This window comes from Variovorax sp. WS11 (assembly GCF_010499245.1).
In the GTDB taxonomy this organism is placed as follows: domain Bacteria; phylum Pseudomonadota; class Gammaproteobacteria; order Burkholderiales; family Burkholderiaceae_C; genus Variovorax.
In genome coordinates, this window is the sequence record NZ_JAAGOW010000001.1 from 4,156,269 (window position 1) to 4,178,386 (window position 22,118).

At 68.5% G+C, this 22,118-nt stretch carries 23 protein-coding genes and 1 tRNA gene; 9 read left to right on the top strand and 15 right to left on the bottom strand.

All coding sequences use genetic code 11. The features are described from left to right. The 4 genes from GXN78_RS20320 (at position 1) to GXN78_RS20335 (ending at position 4,672) form a co-directional block, all read left to right on the top strand. Positions 1 to 429: a cytidine deaminase gene (locus tag GXN78_RS20320; protein WP_239142780.1), complete on the top strand. Its 429-nt coding sequence runs from the start codon at positions 1 to 3 to the stop codon at positions 427 to 429. Positions 430 to 575: 146 nt separating this feature from the next. Further along, positions 576 to 1,355 carry a deoxyribose-phosphate aldolase gene (deoC, locus tag GXN78_RS20325; protein WP_106554958.1) on the top strand — a complete coding sequence of 260 codons (780 nt, stop codon included), beginning with the start codon at positions 576 to 578 and terminating at the stop codon, positions 1,353 to 1,355. 1 nt (position 1,356) lies between these two features. Next, complete coding sequence (gene deoA / locus GXN78_RS20330) at positions 1,357 to 2,709, top strand: thymidine phosphorylase (RefSeq protein ID WP_106554957.1); 1,353 nt, start codon at positions 1,357 to 1,359, stop codon at positions 2,707 to 2,709. A gap of 226 nt (positions 2,710 to 2,935) precedes the next feature. Beyond that, a complete protein-coding gene (locus tag GXN78_RS20335; protein ID WP_106561502.1) occupies positions 2,936 to 4,672 on the top strand; it encodes an IS1634 family transposase in 1,737 nt (578 codons plus the stop codon). A gap of 80 nt (positions 4,673 to 4,752) precedes the next feature. Here the strand turns inward: GXN78_RS20335 and GXN78_RS20340 are convergent, their stop codons facing one another. From GXN78_RS20340 to pbpC, 9 genes are all read right to left on the bottom strand, one after another. Next, the gene (locus GXN78_RS20340; RefSeq protein WP_106556591.1) at positions 4,753 to 5,889 is read right to left on the bottom strand and encodes an alpha-hydroxy acid oxidase; all 1,137 of its coding nucleotides are present in this window, start codon (positions 5,887 to 5,889) and stop codon (positions 4,753 to 4,755) included. Continuing rightward, positions 5,886 to 6,869, bottom strand: a complete 984-nt coding sequence (locus GXN78_RS20345; RefSeq protein ID WP_106556590.1) for a tripartite tricarboxylate transporter substrate-binding protein — start codon at positions 6,867 to 6,869, stop codon at positions 5,886 to 5,888. The genes GXN78_RS20340 and GXN78_RS20345 overlap by 4 nt, the downstream gene beginning before the upstream one ends. Positions 6,870 to 6,907: 38 nt before the next feature. Beyond that, positions 6,908 to 8,062, bottom strand: a complete 1,155-nt coding sequence (locus GXN78_RS20350; protein ID WP_106556589.1) for a mandelate racemase/muconate lactonizing enzyme family protein — start codon at positions 8,060 to 8,062, stop codon at positions 6,908 to 6,910. Between the two features lie 121 nt (positions 8,063 to 8,183). After that, on the bottom strand, positions 8,184 to 9,071 hold the full coding sequence (locus GXN78_RS20355) for a LysR substrate-binding domain-containing protein (RefSeq protein WP_106556588.1): 888 nt from the start codon (positions 9,069 to 9,071) through the stop codon (positions 8,184 to 8,186). Then, entirely contained in the window at positions 9,055 to 9,804 is a 750-nt protein-coding gene (locus tag GXN78_RS20360; RefSeq protein WP_106556587.1) for an aspartate/glutamate racemase family protein, read from the bottom strand. The genes GXN78_RS20355 and GXN78_RS20360 overlap by 17 nt, the downstream gene beginning before the upstream one ends. Positions 9,805 to 9,886: 82 nt before the next feature. Then, on the bottom strand, positions 9,887 to 12,145 hold the full coding sequence (locus GXN78_RS20365; RefSeq protein ID WP_106556586.1) for a phospholipase C, phosphocholine-specific: 2,259 nt from the start codon (positions 12,143 to 12,145) through the stop codon (positions 9,887 to 9,889). 42 nt (positions 12,146 to 12,187) lie between these two features. Beyond that, positions 12,188 to 12,379, bottom strand: coding sequence for a hypothetical protein (locus GXN78_RS20370; protein WP_146163033.1), 192 nt, complete (start codon positions 12,377 to 12,379; stop codon positions 12,188 to 12,190). A 167-nt stretch (positions 12,380 to 12,546) separates the two neighbouring features. Next, positions 12,547 to 13,380: a MurR/RpiR family transcriptional regulator gene (locus GXN78_RS20375; protein ID WP_106556605.1), complete on the bottom strand. Its 834-nt coding sequence runs from the start codon at positions 13,378 to 13,380 to the stop codon at positions 12,547 to 12,549. A 74-nt stretch (positions 13,381 to 13,454) separates the two neighbouring features. Next, positions 13,455 to 15,683, bottom strand: coding sequence for a penicillin-binding protein 1C (gene pbpC, locus GXN78_RS20380; protein WP_106556585.1), 2,229 nt, complete (start codon positions 15,681 to 15,683; stop codon positions 13,455 to 13,457). A 189-nt stretch (positions 15,684 to 15,872) separates the two neighbouring features. Here pbpC and GXN78_RS20385 point away from each other — a divergent pair, with 189 nt between their 5' ends. Further along, entirely contained in the window at positions 15,873 to 16,082 is a 210-nt protein-coding gene (locus GXN78_RS20385; RefSeq protein WP_106556584.1) for a hypothetical protein, read from the top strand. 18 nt (positions 16,083 to 16,100) lie between these two features. On the opposite strand, the gene GXN78_RS20390 is transcribed toward GXN78_RS20385, so the two are convergent. From GXN78_RS20390 to GXN78_RS20415, 6 genes are all read right to left on the bottom strand, one after another. After that, positions 16,101 to 16,514 carry a GFA family protein gene (locus GXN78_RS20390; protein ID WP_204162237.1) on the bottom strand — a complete coding sequence of 138 codons (414 nt, stop codon included), beginning with the start codon at positions 16,512 to 16,514 and terminating at the stop codon, positions 16,101 to 16,103. A 15-nt stretch (positions 16,515 to 16,529) separates the two neighbouring features. Beyond that, positions 16,530 to 16,937, bottom strand: coding sequence for a PaaI family thioesterase (locus GXN78_RS20395; protein ID WP_106556583.1), 408 nt, complete (start codon positions 16,935 to 16,937; stop codon positions 16,530 to 16,532). Between the two features lie 64 nt (positions 16,938 to 17,001). After that, positions 17,002 to 17,301 (bottom strand): DUF2277 domain-containing protein, encoded by a 300-nt coding sequence (locus tag GXN78_RS20400; RefSeq protein WP_106556582.1) that lies wholly within the window; start codon positions 17,299 to 17,301, stop codon positions 17,002 to 17,004. A 45-nt stretch (positions 17,302 to 17,346) separates the two neighbouring features. Further along, a complete protein-coding gene (locus GXN78_RS20405) occupies positions 17,347 to 17,760 on the bottom strand; it encodes a DUF3574 domain-containing protein (RefSeq protein WP_106556581.1) in 414 nt (137 codons plus the stop codon). 202 nt (positions 17,761 to 17,962) lie between these two features. After that, positions 17,963 to 18,039 (bottom strand) — tRNA-Pro (locus GXN78_RS20410). 52 nt (positions 18,040 to 18,091) lie between these two features. Beyond that, entirely contained in the window at positions 18,092 to 19,084 is a 993-nt protein-coding gene (locus GXN78_RS20415) for a polyprenyl synthetase family protein (RefSeq protein WP_106556580.1), read from the bottom strand. 184 nt (positions 19,085 to 19,268) lie between these two features. On the opposite strand from GXN78_RS20415, the gene rplU reads away from it, so the two are divergent. The 4 genes from rplU (at position 19,269) to proB (ending at position 22,118) form a co-directional block, all read left to right on the top strand. After that, complete coding sequence (gene rplU, locus GXN78_RS20420) at positions 19,269 to 19,580, top strand: 50S ribosomal protein L21 (RefSeq protein ID WP_106556579.1); 312 nt, start codon at positions 19,269 to 19,271, stop codon at positions 19,578 to 19,580. Between the two features lie 12 nt (positions 19,581 to 19,592). Further along, positions 19,593 to 19,850, top strand: coding sequence for a 50S ribosomal protein L27 (gene rpmA, locus GXN78_RS20425; RefSeq protein ID WP_106556578.1), 258 nt, complete (start codon positions 19,593 to 19,595; stop codon positions 19,848 to 19,850). 68 nt (positions 19,851 to 19,918) lie between these two features. Next, the gene (gene cgtA, locus GXN78_RS20430; protein ID WP_106556577.1) at positions 19,919 to 20,971 is read left to right on the top strand and encodes an Obg family GTPase CgtA; all 1,053 of its coding nucleotides are present in this window, start codon (positions 19,919 to 19,921) and stop codon (positions 20,969 to 20,971) included. A 16-nt stretch (positions 20,972 to 20,987) separates the two neighbouring features. After that, positions 20,988 to 22,118 carry a glutamate 5-kinase gene (proB, locus tag GXN78_RS20435; RefSeq protein ID WP_106556576.1) on the top strand — a complete coding sequence of 377 codons (1,131 nt, stop codon included), beginning with the start codon at positions 20,988 to 20,990 and terminating at the stop codon, positions 22,116 to 22,118.

Consider the following 22,118-nt stretch of genomic DNA (forward strand, 5'->3'; position numbering starts at 1 on the left):
GTGGCCGTTTCGCAGACCTCGATGGCGCAGTTGATCGACGCGGCACGCGCCGCCCGCGAGCGCGCCTATGCGCCTTATTCGAAGTTCGCGGTGGGTGCCGCGCTGCTGGACGAACACGGCCGTGTCCACGCGGGCTGCAACATCGAGAACGCGGCCTACCCGCAGGGCCAGTGCGCCGAGGCATCGGCGCTCGCGCACCTGGTGCTGGCCGGTGGCACGCGGGTGCTGGCGGCGGTGGTGGTCGGCGTGGCCGATGCGCCCGTCACCCCGTGCGGTGGCTGCCGCCAGAAGCTGCGCGAGTTCGCGGATGACGACACGCCGGTATGGGCTGCCGACCTGCAAGCGGTGCGTGGCCGCTATACCCTGGGCGAGTTGCTGCCCGCGAGCTTCGGCCCGATGCATCTTCCCGGTGTGCTGTCCCGCAAATAGCTCCACAAATGAAATCGATGCATTTCGTGCCAGGGCAAGGCGCAAACCGCAGCGATACCCGAAGGTATCGCGAGGATTTGCAACGCCGCCATGGCGCGAAAGGCGCGATTTCATGTGGAGCTATTCGCGGGACAGCACACTAGACCATGAGCCCGCAAGACATGATTCGCGACGCCCGCCTCGCACTGGCCTGCCTGGACCTGACCAGCCTCGACGACAACGACGATGCGGCCGCCATCGATGCCCTGTGCGCCAAGGCGCAAGGCCCGGCGGGCTCGCCGGCTGCGCTGTGCGTGTGGCCGCGCTTCGTGGCGCAGGCCAGGGCCGCGCTGCCGGCATCGATCCGGGTCGCGGCCGTGGCCAACTTTCCGGACGGCGCGCTCGACACCGGGCGCGCCTTGCGCGAGACGCAGGCCATCCTCGATGCCGGTGGCGACGAGGTGGACCTGGTGCTGCCCTGGCGCGCGCTCGCTGCGGGCGATGCGGCCGGCCCTGCGGCGCTGGTCGCGGCCGTGCGCGCGGCATGCGTGGGCAAGACGCTCAAGCTCATCATCGAATCCGGCGAGCTGCCGGCGCCCGAGCTGATCCGCCAGGCCTGCAGCATCGGGCTTGACGCCGGCGTCGACTTCCTCAAGACCAGCACCGGCAAGACGGGCACGGGCGCAACCCCGGAGGCCGCGCGCCTGATGCTCGAGACCATCGCCGCCCATGCGCGGCGGGACGCCGTTGGCTTCAAGGCCTCGGGCGGCGTGCGCACGGTGGCCGATGCGGCGGTCTACATCGCGCTGGTGCGCGAGCTGCTGGGCGAGCCGGCTCTCACGCCGACGCGCCTGCGCTTCGGCGCCAGCAGCTTGCTGGCCGACATCGAGGCGGTGCTGTTGCAGCAGGGCAGCGCCGGCAAGCCATCCGCGCCAGGGGACTATTGAGATGCTGCTGCCGGCCGAGGTCATCCGCGCCAAGCGCGACCGCCATGCGCTCGCGCCGGCGCAGATCGAGGCCTTCGTGCGCGGCCTGATCGACGGCAGCTGGAGCGAGGGCCAGGCGGCGGCGCTGTCGATGGCGATCCTGCTCAACGGCATGGATCCCGGCGAATGCGTGGCCCTGACCCGCGCCATGACGCATTCCGGCGAAGTGCTGCGCTGGCCCGACATGCCGGGCCCCGTGCTCGACAAGCATTCCACCGGCGGCGTGGGCGACAAAGTGAGCCTGATGCTGGCGCCGATCGTCGCGGCCTGCGGCGGCGTGGTGCCGATGATCTCCGGCCGCGGCCTGGGCCATACCGGCGGCACGCTGGACAAGCTCGAATCGCTTCCCGGCTACGGCGTCGAGCCGTCGCGCGAGACGCTGCTCGCGGTGCTGCGCGACGCCGGCTGCGCCATCGTCGGCGCCGGCCCCACGCTGGCGCCCGCCGACAAACGGCTCTATGCGATTCGCGACGTGACGGCCACGGTCGAATCGGTGCCCTTGATCACCGCCAGCATCCTCTCCAAGAAGCTCGCGGCCGGCCTGCAGGGGCTGGTGCTCGACGTCAAGGTCGGCAACGGCGCCTTCATGCCGGGGCTCGACGACGCACGCGCGCTGGCCGGCAGCCTGGTGGCAGTGGCATCGGGTGCCGGCCTGCCGGCGCAGGCGCTGATCACCGACATGAATCAAGTGCTGGGCCACAGCGCGGGCAACGCGGTCGAAGTGCGGGAGGCGATCGATTTCCTGAGCGGCGTCGAGCGCGAACCGCGTCTGCTCGAAGTGACCCTGGCATTGGCGGCGCGGCTGCTATGCCTGGGCGGCCTCGCGGCCGGCATGCCCGAGGCCCGGGCGCAGGCCCTGCGTGCGCTCGACAGCGGCGCGGCTGCCGAGCGCTTTGCGCGCATGGTGGCAGGCCTGGGCGGGGCGGGCGACCTGCGGCAGGCCGTGCAGCAGCTGCCGGCTGCGCCCGTGCAATGCGATGTGCCGGCACTGCAGGACGGTGTGCTGGCGGCGACGGATGTGCGCGCCATCGGGCTGGCCATCGTTGCGCTGGGCGGCGGACGGCGTCGCGCCGGCGATCGCATCGATACGCGCGTCGGGCTCACGCAGGTGCTGCCGCTGGGAGCCAGCGTCCGGAAGGGCCAGCCGCTCGCGCGCGTGCATGCTGCCAGCCAGGGCGATGCCGAGGCGGCCGTCGCCGCGCTGCAGGCCGCCATGCACATCGACGAGAACCCGCGAGGGCCCGCGGCGCTTCCTGCGCCCGGCCCGGTGATCTGCGAAGAGATCACGCAGGCACCATCGCCGCGTTCCGTCTGATTCAACCCTCACCCCTGCGGCCGCGTGGGGCTGCCGGGTAAGTCTCGCTGACCCATGTGCGGGCCGGCGCTGCCTAGGCCGAAGTTCCCGCCCTCTGTAGTTACTCCAACTACGGCAAGTGCTTGTCGCTGCTGATGAATCCTCCTCTCTGGAGGATTTTTTTGGATGATACATGTAGTCACTAAATTGACTTGAAGTTTGATGATATGTGACTAGAGTTGTTTCCATGGCAGCCCGAACCGGTACCGCTCATGTCGTCACTACGACGCGCACCTACAAGGACCAGGTCTATCGCACCCATCTGCTGCGCCGCAGCTACCGCGAGGACGGCAAGGTCAAGAACGAGACCCTGGGCAACCTGTCGCACCTGCCCGATGAGCTCATCGAGATCATCCGGCGCTCGCTGCAGGGCGAGACCTTCGTGCCCGTGTCCTCGGCGTTCCAGATCACGCGCTCGCGTCCCCACGGCCATGTGCAGGCAGCAGGCGCCGCGATGGCCAGCCTGGAGATGGCCTCGCTGCTGGCCTCCAAGCCCTGCGCCGAGCGTGCGCTGGTGCTGGCCATGGTGGCCGCGCGCATCGTCGCCCCGCACACGAAGCTCGCCACCACGCGCTGGTGGCACACCACGACACTGGCCGAGGACTTCGGTGTCGCCGACGCCGATGAGGATGATCTGTATGCGGCGATGGACTGGCTGCTCGAGCGCCAGGATCGCATCCAGAAGAAGCTCGCCTCGCGCCATCTGAGCCCCGGTGGCCTGGTGCTGTACGACCTGTCCTCCAGCTACTTCGAGGGCAGTTGCTGTCCGCTGGCCAAGCTTGGCTACAGCCGCGATGGCAAGAAGGGCCTGCTGCAGGTCAACTACGGCCTGCTCACCGATGCGCGCGGCTGCCCGCTGGCCGTGTCGGTGCACGAGGGCAACGTCGCCGACAGCCAGACCTTGATGCCCGAGGTCAAGCGGCTGCGCGAGGACTTCGGCATCGAGCAGCTGGTGATGGTGGGCGACCGCGGAATGATCTCGAACAAGGCCATTGACGAGATGCGCGAGAGCGACGGCATCGCCTGGATCACGGCGCTGAAGAGCGTCTCGATCCGCGCGCTGGTCGAGCAAGGGCAGCTGCAACTGGACCTGTTCGACGAGCGCAATCTGCTCGAGCTGAGCTCGCCGGACTATCCGGGCGAGCGCCTGGTGGCATGCCGCAATCCGGAGCTTGCCAAGCTGCGCACGCACAAGCGCGAGGAGTTACTGGCGGCCACCGAGGCCAACCTCGAGAAGATCAAGGCCCGCGTGGACGCGGGCAAGCTCGCCGGGAAGGATGAGATCGGCTTGCGCGTGGGCAAGGTGATCAACCAGTACAAGATGGCCAAGCACTTCGAGTTGGCCATCGGCGACACCGCCTTTACCTTCGCGCGCAAGACAGACGCCATTGCCGCCGAGGCGGCGCTGGACGGCATTTACATCATCCGTACGTCGGTGCCGCCCACACAGATGGACTCGGCCGACTGCGTGCGCAACTACAAGGCGCTCGCCAACGTCGAGCGCGCGTTCCGCTCGCTCAAGACGATCGACCTAAAGGTGCGCCCGATCCACCACCGCACCGCCGATCGGGTACGGGCTCACATCTTCCTGTGCATGCTGGCCTACTACGTCGAGTGGCACATGCGCGAGGCTTGGGCGCCGCTGATGTTCGCCGACACCGACCGGCGCGCCAAGGCCACGCGTGACCCGGTGGCGCCGGCCACGCGTTCCAAGGCGGCGCTGGCCAAGGCAGCCCGCCACACCCTGGACGACGGCACGCCCGTGCACAGCTTCTCCACCCTGATGGCCGAGCTCGCCACCATCGCGCGCAATACCTGCCGAGCCCCACAGGCCGGCCCCGAGGCGCCGACCTTCGAGGTCCTCACCACGCCCAACGCCAAGCAGCAGCGCGCGCTCGACCTCATCCAGCAGATCCGCCTGTAGACAGAAGTCGGAACCCCGATCTCACGCCAAGTCCTTGTCGTGCAAAGGCAAACGCGCTTCGCGCTTGGGGGAATCTCGGCCTAGGCCAACAGCACCCGCCCGTCCACCTTCTCGATATCGGTGTGCCCGCAGAAGGCCATCGTGAGGTCCAGCTCGCGATGGAGGATCTGCAGGGCCCGCGTCACCCCGGCCTCGCCCATCGCACCCAGCCCGTAGAGCATCGAGCGGCCGATGTAGACGCCGCGGGCGCCGAGGGCCCGCGCCTTCAGCACGTCCTGCCCGCTGCGGATGCCACCGTCCATGTGCACCTCGATCCGGTGGCCCACGGCCTCGGCGATCGCGGGCAGCGCCGAGATGGAGGAGGGCGCGCCGTCGAGCTGGCGGCCGCCGTGGTTGGAGACGATCAGCGCATCGGCGCCCGAATCCACGGCCAGCCGTGCGTCCTCCACGTCCTGGATCCCCTTGAGGATCAGCCTGCCGCCCCAGCGCTTGCGGATCCAGTCGATGTCCGCCCATGAGAGGGTGGGATCGAATTGCCGGTTGGTCCACTCCGACAGCGAGCGCATGGTCTCGATGCCCTTCACATGCCCGAACACGTTGCCGAAGTTGCGTCGCTTCGTGCCCAGCATGCCCAGGCACCAGCGCGGCTTGCTCGCCATGTTCGCGAGATTGGCCAGGCTCAGCTTCGGCGGCACCGACAGGCCGTTGCGCAAGTCCTTGTGACGCTGGCCGATGATCTGCAGGTCGAGCGTGAGCACCAGGGCCGAGCAGTTTGCGGCCTTGGCGCGGTCGATCAGGCGCGCCATGAAGTCGCGGTCGCGCATCACGTAGAGCTGGAACCAGAAGGGCCGGCTCGTGGCCGCCGCGATGTCCTCGATGGAGCAGATGCTCATGGTCGAGAGCGTGAAGGGGATGCCGAACTTCTCCGCCGCTCTGGCCGCCAGGATCTCGCCGTCGGCATGCTGCATGCCCGTCATGCCGGTGGGCGCGATGGCCACCGGCATCGCGACCTCGATGCCGGCCATCGTCGTGCGCGTGCTGCGCTGCTCGATGTTCACCGCCACGCGCTGGCGCAGCTGGAGGCGGCCGAAGTCGGCGGCGTTGGCGCGGTAGGTGCCCTCGGTCCAGGAGCCGGAGTCCACGTAGTCGTAGAACATCCGCGGCACGCGCTTCTTCGCGAGGACGCGCAGGTCCTCGATGTTCGTGATGACGCTCACTGGGCCGAGATCTTCTGTTCGCTGATCAGCTTGCCCCAGCGCGCCGATTCCTGCGCCATCGCCGTGGCCAGCGCAGCGGAGGGCATGAAGTCCGGCACGGCGCCCTGCAGCGCCGCTGCCTGCGGGAGGTCCGGTGCGCTCATGGCGCTGCGCGCCGCCTCGCCCAGCTTGTCGACGATGGCATCGGGCGTGCCGGCGGGTGCCAGCAGGAAGAGGCGCGGTGCCACGTCGATGCCGGGCACCGCGGTCGAAAGGGCGGCCACGTTTTCGGCGCCCGGGAGCTTGTCGTTGCTCATCATCGCCAGCGCGCGCAGCTTGCCGGCCTTGGCCTGCGCCAGGCCGGCGGTCGCGCTGACCACGCCGAGCGGCACCTGGCCGCTGATCACGTCGGGCACGATCTGCGCCGCGCCGCGGTAGGGGATGTGCAGCGCGAAGGTGCCCGACTGGCCCTTCATCATCTCGAAGCCCAGGTGCTGCACCGTGCCCACGCCCGAAGTGGCGAAGGAATAGAAGCCGGGCCTGGCCTTGAGCGCCGCCACCAGCTCGCGCGGATTGGTGGCAGGGAAGTCGTTGCCGGCCACGATCAGCAGCGGTGACTTGAACAGGCCCGCCACCGGCACGAAGCTTTTGACCGGGTCGAACGTGAGCTTGGCCTGCATGTACTTCGCAATCAGCGTCGAGCTGTCGCCCAGCAGCAGCGTGTAGCCGTCGGGCGCGGCCTTGGCCACCGCGTCGCCCGCGATCACGCCCGCGGCGCCGGCGCGGTTCTCCACCACCACCTGCTGGCCCAAGAGGGCCGACAGGCGCGGCGCGATGAGCCGCGCCATTGCATCGACGCCGCCGCCGGCGGAGTAGCCCACCAGCAGGCGGATCGGGCGGTCGGGGTAGGCGCCTTGTGCCGCGGCGAGGCCTGCGTGGCCGGCCAGCAGGGTGGCGGCCAGTGCGAGCAGCGCGCGGCGGTGAGGAGTGAATGGCTTCATCGTCTTGTCTCCGGAATCTTGTTGTCGCTCGTGAGTTCTCAGGCTTTGCCGGCGCCGCGGGAGCCGGGCCGCTTCGCGAGCTCGGCCACGCGCTTGCGGTTGGGCTCGAAGCCCAGGCCCGGCTTCTCGGGCAGCGCGAGCACGCCCTGGCTCGGCACCGGCAGGTCATCGAAGACCAGCTTGCAGCAGTCCACCGCCACCGAGTGGTACTCCACCAGCGAGCCGTTGGCCAGCCCCGCATGCAGGTGCATGTTGTGGTGCGGCCAGGCACCGCCGTTGGCGAAGCGCGCGTTGAAGGCCGAGGCCATGCCGGCGATGCGCATGCATTGCGTGAAGCCGCCGGTGATGCAGGCATTGGGCTGCACCACGTCCACCGCCTGCGCCACCAGCATGTCGCGGAAGCGGCTGGCCTGGCCTTCGTTCTGCCCCGCGGCGAGCGGGATCGAGGTCTTCTGCCGCAGCTTCACCAGGTTGGGGATGTCGTTCTGCGACACCGGCTCCTCGAAGAAGCTGATGCCGTACTCCTCGATGCGCTGCGCCAGCGAGAGCGCGTGAAAGTAGTCGAGGCTGCAGTTGGCGTCGATGTAGAGCTGCACCTCGGGCCCCACCGCTTCGCGCACGGCGCGGATGCGCTGCACGTCCTCGGCGATCAGCGCGTCCAGCGGGCGCGGCTCGTCGCGCCGCGCCAGGCCATGGTGGCCCACCGTCATCTTCAGGCGCTTGAAGCCGCGCTCGACCCAGCTCTGCGCCGCCGCGGCCAGCTCGTCGCGCTCGAAGAAGGCGAAGCCGAAGGTGGCGTACACCGGCACCTCGGCGCGCGCGCCGCCCAGCAGGCGCCAGCAGGGCTGGCCCAGGGCCTTGCCCTTCAGGTCCCACAGGGCAAGGTCGAGCGCGGCGATGGCATGGCTCGCATAGCCCGACTGGCCGCGCGGCGTGAGCAGCCAGTAGAGCCGCTCCCAGATCTGCTCGTGGCGCAGCGGGTCCATGCCGACGAGCGCATGGGCGGCGATGTCGTTGACCACCGAGGCGATCACCTCCTCCTCGGTGATGGCGGTCATGCCGGTGCCGACCAGGCCTTCGTCGGTCTCGACGTCGACCAGGCACAGCGAGAGCGAGGTGGTCTTGCTGCGGCCCGCCGCCTCCACCGAAACCGGCAGGTGCAGGGGCGTGGCCGCGACGCGGGTGATCTTCATGGGGCGTGTCTCCAGGGTTGGGCGCAGTGTAGGAAGGCCGTCCCGGCGCTCACAAGCATCCTGCGCGAAGCCTGCTTTCGCGAAGCACGAAATCAAGGGTTTGCCCGGAGCGGGCGGGCGGTCAGCGCAGCAGGAAGTCGATCAGCGTCAGCGTGGCCGGCGAGGGCTCGACCCCGCTGCGCAGCGCGATGCGGTGCGTGCGTGCGGCCCAGGCGTCGGTGAGCGGCACCGCGGCCAGCGGCAGGCTGGCGAGTTGCGGGCCTATCGCCTGCAGCGGCAGCACGGCGACGCCCAGGCCGCCCGCGACCATGCGGCAGACGGCGTCGAAGCTGCGCATCTGCATGCGGATCTTCAGCGCCTTGCCGGCCTGCGAGGCCGAGCGCATGAGCCGGCTGGAGAGCGCGGTGCCGTCGTGCAGGGCGATGAACTGCTCGTCCAGCGCCTGCTCCAGCGCCAGCGGCGCGGCGCCGGCCAACGCGTGGCCGGCCGGCACCACCAGCACCAGCGTGTCGGAGAAGCAGTCGGTCAGGGTGATGCCGTGCGGGGCATGCGCCATGTCCACGATGCCGAGGTCGGCTCGCCCTTCGAGCAGCAGCAGCGGGATGTCCAGGCTGCCGTGCTCCACCACATCGATGCGGATCAGCGGATGCTCGCGCGCCATGCGGTCGAGCTTGGCCGGCAGCACTTCCAGCATGGCCGAGGTGTTGGCCGCCAGCCGCACGTGGCCTTGCAGGCCCTTGGCGTAGTCGTGCAGGTCGACCGACAGGCGGTCCATGTCGACCAGGATCTCGCGGCCGCGCCGCACCAGCATCTGGCCGGCGGGCGTGAGCCGCACGCCGCGCGAGGAGCGCTCGAAGACGCGCAGGCCCAGCGCCTCCTCGAGCGCGGTGATGCGCGCGCTCGCGGCCGCCACGGCGAGCTGCAGGCGGTCGCCGGCGGCGCTGATGGAGCCGAGCTCCGCCGCCGCGACGATCACGCGCAGCGTGGCGAGGTCAAGCGGCTCGTTCAAGCGCGGACTCGGGCGCGGACTCGGGTGCGAACAGGCGGCCGTGGCCGGGCGAGGCGGGGTCGAGCCCGCCGGTGCGCATCAGGTCCCAGAAGCCGGCGGGCGAGCTCGAGGTGACGGGAATGCCGAGCTGGCGCTCCAGCGGCACGTGGAGGTCCAAGGTCAGCAGGCCGCCGCAGGAGATCAGCAAGCCCTGGGCCGAGCGGTCGGCAGCCACGGTGCGCTCGGCCAGCGCCATCAGCGTTTCTCCCGGCACCTGGCCGACGGCTTCGACGCCGGTGATGGAGAGGCCCTCGATGTGCGTCACCGTGATGCCGCAGCTCGCCAGGTAATCCACCAGCCGCTGGTTGAGGGTGTCGATGTAGGCGGTGGCCACTGCGACGCGCCGGATGCCGAGCGCGCGCAGGCTGTCGACGATCGCGTGGCTCATGGTGGTGCAGGGCAGGCCGGTGGCCTCCTGCATGCGCTCGCGCAGTGCGTCGGTGAATGCCAGGCCGCGGTAGAAGCTCAGCGAGGTGCCCATCAGCGAGATGGCTTCGGCGCCGGCGTCGCGCAGCTCGGCCGCGAGCGCGAGGATGCGGTCCACCACGGTGTCGAAGCCTTCGGGCGAGATGCCCGGGATGCCGAGGCCGCGCGCGATGAAGCGCACGTCGCGCCCGCCGTAGAGCGCCTGTCCGTCGATCGGAACGAGGCCTGCGGCCGGCGGCACGATGAGGCCCAGGGTGCTTGTCTTCATGTCGATGTCTCCGGATGAATGCTCGAGTTGGCTCGAGCGCCGGATTGTGCGGCAAGCGGCAGCGGCCCCTGGAGCCTCGGCTTCAGCCCTGCAGGTGCAGCGCCATGGCGGGATCGCTGACGCCCGGCTTGCCGGTCTCGACGCGGCCGGCGAAGCGGCGCTCGAAGTTCCTGGAAGTGACGGTGAAGTCGTACCAGTCGCCGCTCTTCTTGAGGTTCCAGTGCTGCGCCTCGGTCTCGCCCGGCTTGATCTTCTTCATCGTCCACGGGCCATCGTCGCGGTAGGCGTTGGACGTGATCGTCACGCTGCCGGCCTCCTTGCCGCTGTTGCGCACCCTCAGGTGGAGATCGCCGCTGTGGGCCTGGTAGCCGATCTGGATCTCGGGCTGGAAGTCCGCGGTGTCGTGGAACAGCGCATCGCCCTTGAAGCTGCGCACGAAGCCGTTGGGGCCGTAGACCCATAGCTCGTACTTGCCGCTGTCGGAGAGGCCCGTGTTCCAGGTGTCGGTGAGCGTCTTGCCGGCCTCCACGGTATAGCGGCGCGGGATGCGGTCCAGGTGCAGCTTGTCGTAGACGTGGAAGACCGCACCCTGCTTGCCGCTGTTGGCGAACACCAGCGAGAGCATGCCGCGCGACTCCACCCGCGCGCTGGTGTGCAGCTCGTAGGGGAGCGCCCGCGACGGGCGCACGCCGGTCTCCTGGAACAGCGGCTGCGGCGTGGCGGGCGCAGTGGTGATGGGGGCCGTGGGCAGCAGCCTCTGCGCCGCATTGATCGCGGGGAAGTTGCTCGTGTCGGGCAGTTTGGGGAAGACCGGGTCGTTCGGGTTGACGAAGTCGAAGCAGGAGGTGAGGTCGCCGCAGACTGCGCGGTGCCACGGGCTGATGGCGTCCACCGTGATGCCGAAACGCTGCTCCAGGAACATGCCCACGGAGGTGTGGTCGAACACCTGCGAATCGACCCAGCCGCCCTTGCTCCACGGCGACACCACGTACATCGGCACGCGCGAACTCAGGCCCCACGGGCGAATCTTGCCGCTGGTGGTGTCGTTGACGTTCAGGTAGTTGCCCACGGAGGCGTCGAAATACTCGCCGTCCAGCGCCACGGTGGACTTGCCCATCAGGTTGCCATTGGCGTCATACGACGGCACTGCCGGCATCGCCAAATGGTCGAAGAAGCCGTCGTTCTCGTCGAAGGTCACGAAAAGGACGGTCTTGCTCCAGACTTTCGGATTGGACGTCAGCGCGTCCAGCACGTCCGAAATGAAGTCGGCGGCGCCCGCAGTGCCTTCGCTGCTGCCGGGATGCTCGGCGAGGGCCTGCGTAGGCAGCACCCACGAGACCTGCGGCAGGGTGTCGTTGATCACGTCCTGCTTGAGCTGGGCGAGGAAATTGACAGCGCCGTCAGCCGTCGCGGGGCCGCCCGTCAGGCCGTGCTCATAGATCGGCGAACCCGGCTGCGCGGTGCGGAAACTCTGGAAGGCCAGGCATCCGTGCATGGCCCCCGTCCAGTTGTTGTTCATGTTCTGGTAGATGTGCCAGCTGATGCCCGCCTTTTGCAGGACGTCCGGCAACGTCGCCCATTTGAAGGCGTTGTTGACGTACTTGTAGTTGTAGGTACCCGTTGCGGGATCGATCTGACCCGACCCGTCTGCCTGCTGCGCCCTGTCCGCGACCCATCTGGATGGGTTGGGCCAGCAGCGCGAGTTGACGGGCTCGGAATCAGTGTGCGTGCTGTTGATGCCCAGCTTGCGCAGTTCCGGGTTGAAGTTGGATCCCGACCAGAACACGATGCGGTTCGGGTCGGTGCCGGTGAGGATGGAACAGTGATAGCCGTCGCAGATCGTGAAGGCGTCGGCCAGCGCGAACTGGAATGGAATGTCCTCGCGCAGGAAGTAGCCCATGGTCGCCTGGTTCTTGAACTGAATCCAGCGATTCATCTTCCCCTGGTTCCACGCCGCCTGCTGATCGGGAAAATTGTGCGGCGTGCCGGATCCGATCAGCGCCCTGCCGGTCCTGGAATCGCGGCGAAAGGGCTGGATCTCCGCGCCGCCGGTGGGGTTGGGTTGGAAATATACCGACTTGCCGCTCGCCAGCGGAATCGGGAAGCGGTCGCCGAAGCCGCGCACGCCGCGCATGGTGCCGAAGTAGTGGTCGAAGCTGCGGTTCTCCTGCATCAGGATGACGATGTGCTGGACGTCCTCGATGCTGCGGTGCTTGTTGTGCGCCTCGACCGCCAGTGCGCGACGGATCGAGGGCGGCAGCACGGTGAGCGCGGTCGCGGCACCCAGGGTGCCGGCGGTCTTGCGGAGGAAGTCGCGTCGTGGGGGAATGTTCGTGGTCATGGTTTCAGCTCGATGAGGAGGGGCGAGAAGGGGATGGAAGGTTCAGGGCGCCCAGCTCGTGGATGTCGATGAGGACGGGTCGTCCGTCGAGCCGTCGGCCTTCTGCGTTGCCGTTGTCTGGCTGCTTGCCGCCGGCGCGCCCAGCGAACCGCCATCGGAGCCGCCGCCGCAGGCTGCGAGGCTGAGCAGGAGCGCGGCGGCACAAAGACCGCGGATAAAAAGGTGAGGTGTCATGGTGGGATTCCTTGGTTGCACTCGAAGAGCTTAGGAATCGGAGATGACAAGAAAATGAAGTTTGCTCAATGAATGGGCGGATAGAACTTGAGATTCGTTCAATTCAAGGGGGAGGGTGTGCCCAGGCGCGCAGACGCCCCGGCGGCGCTGCGGCGCAGGCGCTTCGCTCAGTAGCGCTTGAGAGAGAGCACGTCGAAGGTCTGGCGCAGCGTCCGGACCGAGCGTTCGTAGTCCGAGAGCGCGAGGCAGGCGATCAGCGCATCGATGATGGCCAGCTGCGCGAGACGGCTGGTCATGGCCTCGGTGCGGAAGCTGGTCTCGCGCGCCATGGTGAAGAGCAGCACATCGCAGAAGGCCTGGATCGGCGACTTGCCGAGGTTCGTGATGCAGATGGTCGTGGCGCCCGCCTCCTTGGCCAGGCGCGTGGCCGTCACCGTCTCGTGCGTGCTGCCGGAATGCGAGATCGTCAGCACCGCCACGTCCCGGCCGGTGAGCGAGGCGCTGATCGCCTGCACGTGCGAGTCGACCACCACTTTGGCATCGAGGCCGATGCGCAGCATGCGGTAGTGCGCGTCCTCGGCGATGGTCGCGGCGCTGCCGATGCCGTAGATCTCGACGCGTTTCGCCTTCTTGATCAGCCGCACCGCCTTCTCCATCGCCTTGACGTCCAGCGCGGCCTGGGTGTCGTGCAGGGTCTGCACGTTGCTCTGGAAGATCTTGCGGATGGTGGCTTCGGCCTTGTCGCCGGGCTCCAGGTCCTCGTGGATGAACTGCACCGGCTGCACGATCTCCTGCGCCAGCGTGATCTTGATCTGCTGGAAGCCGGTGGCGCCGAGGTTCTTGCAGAAGCCGACGATGCTACCTTCGCTCGAACCCGTGCGCTCCGCCACCTCGCTGACCGACATGTGAACCACGTCCTGCGGGTGCGTGACGATGAACTCGGCGATGCGCCGACCGACCGGTCCGAGCGAGGGCCAGAGCGTTTCGATGCGCGCCAGCACGGCCGAGATCTGGCCGTGCGGCGCTTCGGTCCTGGCCGGCTTTCGGGAAGGCTGCTGCTTCATGGGCGCAGAGCTTACTTGGCCGCTGCGCTCTTCACGCCGGCGCCGCGCACCTCGAGCTTGACCTGGTCCACCACGCGGCCGCGCGCGTCGAGCAGCTCCACCACATGCCGGCCGGGCCAGGGCAGCCACTGGGCGCTGGCGCCGCGCGCGAAGGGCTTGCCGTCGATGCGCCAGGCGAGGCCGCTGCCTTGCGCCTCGAAGCGCACGCGCTGGTGGCGTGGGGGGATGTCGGGGTCCAGCGCGATGATGGTGCCGTCCGTCGGCGCGGTGATGCGCGGCGCCGGCTCGGCAACGGCCGCGGCGGCCGGCAGCTCGAAGCGGGCCTGCTCGGTGCCGGCGATGAACCATTCGTCGCGCGCCGCCTCGAGGTCGTCGCCGAAGCGCACGTACGCACGCACCACGCCCGTCGGCGGCGCCGGCGCGCGGCTGGCTTCGCGGCGGTGCAGGAAGCCCATCAGCTCGGCCCACACGGGCGCGGCGCCGCTGGTGCCGCTCACATCCCACATCGGCGCGCCGCTCGCGTTGCCCACCCACACGCCCACGGTGTAGCGCTCGGACCAGCCCACGGCCCAGTTGTCGCGCATGTCCTTGCTGGTGCCGGTCTTTACCGCGCTCCAGAAGCGGGTGCCGAGCACGCTGTCGAGGCCGAAGGTGGGGGCGCGGGCGTTGGCATCGCTGAGGATGTCGCCCACGATGAAGCTCGCCCGCGGATCGAACGCGCGCGCTTCACTCCCTCTCCCGCTTGCGGGAGAGGGTTGGGGTGAGGGTGTGGGCGCTCGCAGGATGCGCGTCTCCCCAAACCTCTCCCCATTCGCCAACGTCCGATACGCATTCGCCAACCCCAGCAGCGACACCTCCGCGCTCCCCAGAGCCAGGCTATACCCGTAGTAGTCCCCGTTCTGCGCCAGCCCCAGCCCCGCCGCGCGCAACTGCCGCGCGAACGCCTCGGGCGACACCATCACCAGCGTGCGCACCGCCGGCACGTTGAGCGAGGCCGCGAGCGCGGTGCGTACCGAGACATGGCCCTTGAACTGCCGGTCGTAGTTCTGCGGGATGTAGAGGCCGCTGGCGGTGCTGATCTGGGCCGAGGAATCGTCGAGCAGCGAGGCCGCGGTAAGCCGTCGCTCGGCGATCGCCTGCGCATAGAGCAACGGCTTGAGCGTGGAGCCCGGCTGGCGTTGCGCGAGCACGCCGTCGACCTCGGCTGCGCGGCTCAGCGTTCCGGAGGAGCCGATCCAGGCCAGCACCTCTCCGCTGGCGTTGTCGAGCACCACCGCTGCGCCGTCCTCGACATTGCGGCCGCGCAGCTCCTTCAGGTGGCGCTGCAGGGTCGTGAGCGCAAAGCGTTGCAGTGGCGCCCGCAGCGTGGTGCGGATGTCCCCGTCTTGCTCCCTCTCCCTCCGGGAGAGGGCGGGGGTGAGGGCGCGAGCGCTCGACGAGGCCTCGGCCTCCCTCAACGCCCGCCGCGCCAGATGCGGCGCGATGCCTTCGCTCGCCTCGAAGGCCCTGCGTTGCAAGGCCGCGCTCGCGAACATGTCCAGCGCCTCGCAATCCATCCTGGTGTCTGCCTCCATGGCGCGCATCACCTCGCAAGCGCGTTGCGCGACCAGCGCCGGCTTCGCGTTGGGCGCACGCACCAGCGCGGCCGCCACCGCCGCCTCGCGCGCATCCAGCCCGTGCGGCGCTTTGCCGAAGAGCGTGCGCGACAACGCATCGATGCCGACCAGCTCACCGCGGAAAGGCACGGTGTTGAGGTAGGCCTCGAGGATCTGATCCTTGCGCCACTGGCGCTCGAGCTGCTGCGCCGCCACGGTCTGCCCCAGCTTCTGCGCCAGGTCGCGCCCGCCGCTGCCGCGGCGCAGCTCGTCATCGAGCAGGCCGGCGAGCTGCATGGTGATCGTGGAGGCGCCGCGCGTGCGCGTGTTCCACAGATTGCCCCAGGCAGCGGCCGAGACCGCGCGCCAGTCGACGCCGCTGTGCTCGTAGAAGCGCTTGTCCTCGCTGAGCAGCATGGCGGTGCGCAGGGCCGGCGAGACCTCGGCCAGCGCGACCCACCGGCCGCGACGCACGCGGGCGTCGGTGCGCACGCGCTGCAGCAACTCGCCGTCGCGGTCGAGCACCTGGATGTCGGAGGGGCGGAAGTCGCGCTTCACCTCCTCGAAGGCCGGCAGCGCCCGTGCCGGGCCGGCCAGGGCGGCAAGCAGGCTCAGCGCCAGGAGGGCGTTTCGGGTGCGCGGCATGGGGCCGCTAGCTTGCCACAGGCGGCATACCGCGGTGCTTTGTCGCGAGGGGTTGGCATGCGTTGGGCAAAAGATGCATGCCCGGCATGCGAACGCGGTCTGGACCTACTTTCGAACGGGCGCGGGTGGCGGTTGGCGGCAGCCCCGCACCGGGCATCGTGGAGGCACATCGTGTATCAAGGAGAACGCATGAAAACACTTGCTGCCCTGCTGATCGCCGCATCCGCCGCCCTGGCTGGCTGCGTGGCGGTGCCTTACGACAGCGGCCGGCCGCCGCCGCATGCCGGCTACGCGGATCGCGATCGCGACGGCGTGCCCAACCGGTACGACCGCGACCGCGACAACGACGGCGTGCCGAATCGCTACGACAGCCGCCCGAACAATCCCAACCGCTATTGAGGGTGGGCGCCCTGCGCGCTATTCCTGGGGCGGAAACTCCGGATAGTGCGGCAGGTCGTCGGCGAAATGCACCCAGGGCAGGCGCTTCGACTCCCAGTAGTGCAAGCTCGGTGCCACGCGCGCCGGGTCGTCGAGGCTGCCGATGGTGATGTCGATGAGCCCGGGGATGTAGTCGGCCGTGAAGCTGATCTGCGTTCCGCAGCGGGCGCAGAAGCCGCGGCGCGCGCCCGGCGACGATTCATAGACGGTCGGTGGGCCCGCGGGAAAGGCCACCTGCGATTCGGCATACATGGCCCAGGCCACGGCTGGTGCCGCATTCGCGCGGCGGCACATCGAGCAATGGCACAGTGCCGCCATGACGGGATCGCCGCTGATGCGGTAGCGGACCGCGCCGCACTGGCAGCCGCCTTCCAGAACGGAGGGATTCGACACGGGTTGCTCCTTTGCTTAGTCCAGGATGAGCTGCGTCTGCGTGACGACGGCGCACAGCTTGCCTTCGGCAGAACGGACCGTGGTCTGCCACACCATCGTGGTCCGGCCTCGGTGCAGGGCGATGCTCTCGCCGGTGACCGTGGTGTCGACGCGCGCACTTCCAATGAACTTGGTGCTGGAGTCGGTGGTCGTCGTCCGCTTCCCCTGCGGCATGTTGACGATGGTGCCGACCGCGCCGAGGGTGTCGGCGAAGGCCATGTAGGCGCCGCCGTGCAGGATGCCGCCGGCGGTGCAGAGGTCAGGGCGCACGACCAGCTCCGCGATCACGCGCTCCGGATCGAGCGTCAGGAGGCGAACGCCCATGAGGCCGGGAAATATCGGGTCCAGGATTTGCTGGACGGCTTCGACGGAAGGGATGGTCATGGGGCGGCCTTCTTCGTGTTCATTCGGTGGCAGCGCTTCGATGCACGAGAAGCGCTTTGATCACTCATGCGTCTGCCTCGAGGGGCCTGTAAGGCTGCGTTCCGAATCGGTTCGCCGACTTGGCCCGCGCTCGCTCGGCTTCGATCTCGCGGTCGCGCGGATCGGCCGTCGTCACCAACGAATCGATCAGCACCCGCGCCGCGCTCGCGACATCTTCCACGGCGCGCTGGAAGGCCTCCTGGTTGAGCTTCGAGGGGCTGTTGAAGCCGCTGAGCTTGCGCACGAACTGCAGCGATGCGGACCGTATTTCCTCATCCGTCGCGGGCGGTTCGAAATTGAAGAGGGTCTTGATGTTTCGGCACATGGTCGCTCCATGGAATGGATGGATCGGCGGGGTCTGCGGCGAAGGCTAGAAGGATACGCAGGTTCGCGCCTTGACGCGCAGGACGGCTTCCTGCTGGAACTGCGCCTTGTACGCGGCCACGAGCGCCTGCACCGCCTTCTCGCTGGCCGCGTCGTCGGGATGGATGAGCTGAAGCACCTGCGAGGCCTCCTGGACGATCGCGCCGTCGGCGCCGCGCCATTGGCCGGAGGCGGGCGACACGGTCAGGCCTTGCGGGAATCGCGGCGTGACGGTGCTCTTCAGGAATTCGCTCCATTCCGCGGGCGTCACCACGCCGCCGCGCGGCTTGCCGGTGCCGAAGTACAGCGTGTCGTGGACGAGTGCCTGTTCTCCGTCTTCGCAGCCGCTGCGCTGCATGGGCGCGCAGCCGGCGAGCAAGGCGAGGAGGCTGGCGACAAGCGTGATGCGGGCGATGCGCATGACACTCGCGAGGCCTTCAGACCGGCCGCAGCAGTTTGTCGAAGGCGCGCGTCTTCGCGTTGACGACAGGCGAAGCCGCGATCTTCTTTGGGGAGGAGACGTTCGTCATGCTGGGCGGGAGTCGTGGATTCGACGCATCGTAACTGCGCCTCCGCTGCCTCTGCCGAAGTCCGCGCCGATGTGGCGGATTCAGCAATCAATCTGGTCGGGGTGAGAGGATTCGAACCTCCGGCCTCTACGTCCCGAACGTAGCGCTCTACCAGGCTAAGCTACACCCCGATGGTGGTTGCGAGAAAAAGATTCGACCTTGGTGGCCTCACATCGTGAGGTATCAGGCGCGTCGCTCCAGCAACTGAGCCGCTAATTGTAGCAAACCCGCGGAGTGCGGATTCACGGGGAAGCCGGCGAGTGCATCGATCGCGCGCTGCGCCTCGGCCGCGGCGGCCTCGCGCGTGGCGTCGAGCGCGCCGGTTTCGCGCACGATGGCGACGATCTGCGGCAGCTGCGTCGTGTCGCCGGCCTCGATGGCGGCGCGAATGAGATCGCGCTGTGCCGCCGTGCCCCGCTGCATGGCGAGGATCAGCGGCAGGGTGGTCTTGCCTTCGCGCAGGTCGTCGCCGACGTTCTTGCCGGTCTCGTTGGCATCGCCGGCGTAGTCGAGCACGTCATCGATCACCTGGAAGGCGGTGCCGAGGGCCTGGCCGTACGCGGCGCAGGCTTCTTCCGTTTCCGGCGTGGCGCCGGCGAGCACCGCGGCCAGGCGGGTGCTGGCCTCGAACAGCTTGGCTGTCTTCGAGCGGATCACGCGCAGATAGGCCTCCTCGTCGAGCGAGGCGTCATGCATGTTCATCAGCTGCAGCACCTCGCCCTCGGCGATCACGTTGGTGGCGTCGGCCAGGATCTCCATGACGCGGATGTCGTGGGCGTCCAGCATCATCTGGAAGGCCCGGGAATAGAGAAAGTCGCCGACCAACACGCTGGCGGGGTTGCCGAAGGACTCGTTGGCGGTGGGGCGGCCGCGCCGCAGCGTGGATTCGTCGACCACGTCGTCGTGCAGCAGGGTCGCGGTATGGATGAACTCCACCACCGCAGCCAGGTTGAAGCGCTGTTCCCCGCGGTACCCCAGGGCGCCCGCCATGAGCAGCAGCAGCGCCGGGCGCAGCCGCTTGCCGCCGGCCGAGATGATGTACTGCGACACTTGGCGCACCAGCGGGACGCCGGTGTCGAGGCGGCGGGCGATCACGAGATCGACCCCGGCCATGTCCTCGGCGATCAGGCTGAGCACGGCGGCGGCGGGGGAGTTATCGGCGGGGGGAACTGACAAGGCGAAGGCGCTCGTGCGCTGCTTGGGAAAGTACGGCCGGCCGGGGCCGGAACGCGCAGATTATAGGGAGCCAGGTGCCTCGGACGCCCCTGCGGGCCCGCGTCAATGGCAGAAACCGCCCGCCGTGCTAGAATCTTGGGCTCTGCGGAATTCGCCGCGGAGCCATCTTCCTCAAGAGGTTTACATGTACGCGGTCATAAAAACCGGCGGCAAGCAGTATCGCGTTGCTTCCGGCGAGAAAATTAAAGTAGAACAGATTGCTGCGGACGTAGGCCAGGAAATCGTGATCGACCAAGTGCTCGCAGTCGGCGACGGCAGCGCTCTCAAGGTCGGTACGCCCCTGGTGTCCGGTGCAACGGTCACAGCCACCGTGCTGTCGCATGGCAAGCACGACAAGGTCCGCATCTTCAAGATGCGCCGTCGCAAGCACTATCAGAAACGTCAAGGCCATCGCCAGCAGTTCACCGAGCTGCAAATCGGCGCGATCGCCGGCTAAGGAGCTGACACCATGGCACAGAAAAAAGGCGGCGGCTCTACGCGAAACGGGCGCGATTCCAAGCCCAAGATGCTCGGCGTGAAGGCTTTCGGCGGCGAACTGATCAGCGCAGGCTCGATCATCGTGCGCCAGCGCGGCACCCAGTTCCACCCCGGCACCAACGTCGGCGTGGGCAAGGACCACACGCTGTTCGCCCTGGTGGACGGCCATGTGTCCTTCGGTGTTAAGGGCGCGCTCAACAAGCAAACGGTCAACGTGACGCCGGCCTGAGCCCGTCACTTCGATCCGCTCGAAGCCCCGCTTTGCCGGGGCTTCTTCATTTGTAAACTGGACATCTCATGAAGTTCGTCGACGAAGCCTTCATCGACATCGCCGCCGGCGATGGCGGCAACGGCTGCGTGTCGTTCCGCCATGAGAAGTACAAGGAATTCGGCGGCCCCGATGGCGGCGACGGCGGCCGCGGCGGCCATGTCTTCGCGGTGGCCGACCCCAACCTCAACACGCTGGTGGACTTCCGCTTCTCGCGCCGCCACGAGGCCAGGCGCGGCCAGCACGGCATGGGCTCGGACATGTTCGGCGCGGCCGGCGACGACATCACGCTCAAGATGCCGGTGGGCACCATCATCAGCGATGTCGAGACCGGCGAAGTCCTGTTCGAACTGCTGACTCCGGGCGAGGTCACCATCATCGCCAAGGGTGGAGACGGCGGCTTCGGCAACCTGCGCTTCAAGAGCGCCATCAACCGCGCGCCGCGCCAGAAGACGCCGGGCTGGGCTGGCGAGCGCAAGAGCCTCAAGCTGGAACTCAAGGTGCTGGCCGACGTCGGCCTGCTGGGCATGCCCAATGCGGGCAAGTCCACCCTCATCAGCGCGGTGTCGAACGCGCGCCCGCGCATTGCAGACTACCCCTTCACCACGCTGCACCCGAACCTGGGCGTGGTGCGGGTGGGGCCGGAGCAGAGTTTCGTGATTGCCGATTTGCCGGGCCTGATCGAAGGCGCCTCCGAGGGCGCCGGCCTGGGCCACCAGTTCCTGCGCCATCTGCAGCGCACCCGCCTGCTGCTGCACGTGGTGGACCTTGCGCCTTTCGACGATACCGATCCGGTTGCGCAGGCCAAGGCCATCGTCGGCGAACTCAAGAAGTACGACCCGGCGCTCTACGAGAAACCGCGCTGGCTGGTGCTCAACAAGCTGGACATGATTCCGGTCGAGGAGCGGGCCGCGAAGGTGAAGGATTTCGTCAAGCGTCTGCGCTTCAAGGGTCCCGTGTTCGAGATCTCTGCGCTGACCCGTGAAGGCTGCGAGACGCTGGTGCAGTCGGTCTACCAGCATGTCAAGGCGCAGCAGGTGGCGGAGCAGCCTCCCGCCGAGATCGATCCGCGTTTCGCCTGACAGGACTTCCACGCCGATGACTACCTCTACCGTCCTGCGCGATGCCCGCCGCCTCGTGGTCAAGGTCGGTTCCAGCTTGGTCACCAACGAAGGCCGGGGCCTGGACGACCAGGCCATCGGCGAGTGGTGCCGCCAGCTCGCGGCCCTGGTGCGCGATGGCCGTGAGGTGGTGATGGTCTCAAGCGGCGCCATCGCCGAGGGCATGAAGCGCCTGGGCTGGCGCACGCGCCCGCACGAGGTTCACGAGTTGCAGGCCGCGGCAGCGGTCGGGCAGATGGGCCTGGCCCAGATCTACGAGACCAAGCTGCGCGAGAACGGACTGGGCAGCGCCCAGGTGCTGCTCACCCATGCCGACCTGGCCGACCGCGAGCGCTACCTGAATGCCCGCTCCACGCTGGTGACCCTGCTCGCGCTCGGCGTGGTGCCGGTCATCAACGAGAACGACACGGTGGTCAACGACGAGATCAAGTTCGGCGACAACGACACCCTGGGCGCGCTGGTCGCCAACCTGGTGGAGGCCGATGCGCTGGTGATCCTGACCGACCAGAAGGGCCTCTACACCGCCGACCCGCGCAAGGACCCGGACGCGTGCTTCGTGCACGAGGCGGCCGCGGGCGATCCCGCGCTGGAAGCCATGGCCGGCGGCGCGGGCAGCAGCATCGGCCGCGGAGGCATGATCACCAAGATCCTGGCCGCCAAGCGCGCCGCGGGGTCGGGCGCTTCGACCGTGATCGCCTGGGGCCGCGAGCCCGATGCCCTGCTGCGCCTGACGCGCGGCGAGTCCATTGGCACCCTGCTGGTGGCGCAGACTGCCAAGCATCAGGCGCGCAAGCGCTGGATGGCCGATCACCTGCAGATGCGCGGCTCGGTCACGGTGGACGCCGGCGCCGCCGCCAAGGTGCGGGGCGAGGGCAAGAGCCTGCTTCCGATCGGCATGACCGGGGTCGAGGGCGAGTTCTCGCGCGGGGACGTGATCGCCGTTCGGGACGCCGCGGGCATCGAGCTGGCCCGCGGGCTGGCCAACTACTCCAGCGCCGAGGCGCGACTGCTGTGCCGCAAGCCCTCGGCCGAGTTCGAGCGTCTGCTGGGCTACGCGGCTGAGCCGGAAATGGTGCACCGGGACAACATGGTCCTGATGCCCGTCTGA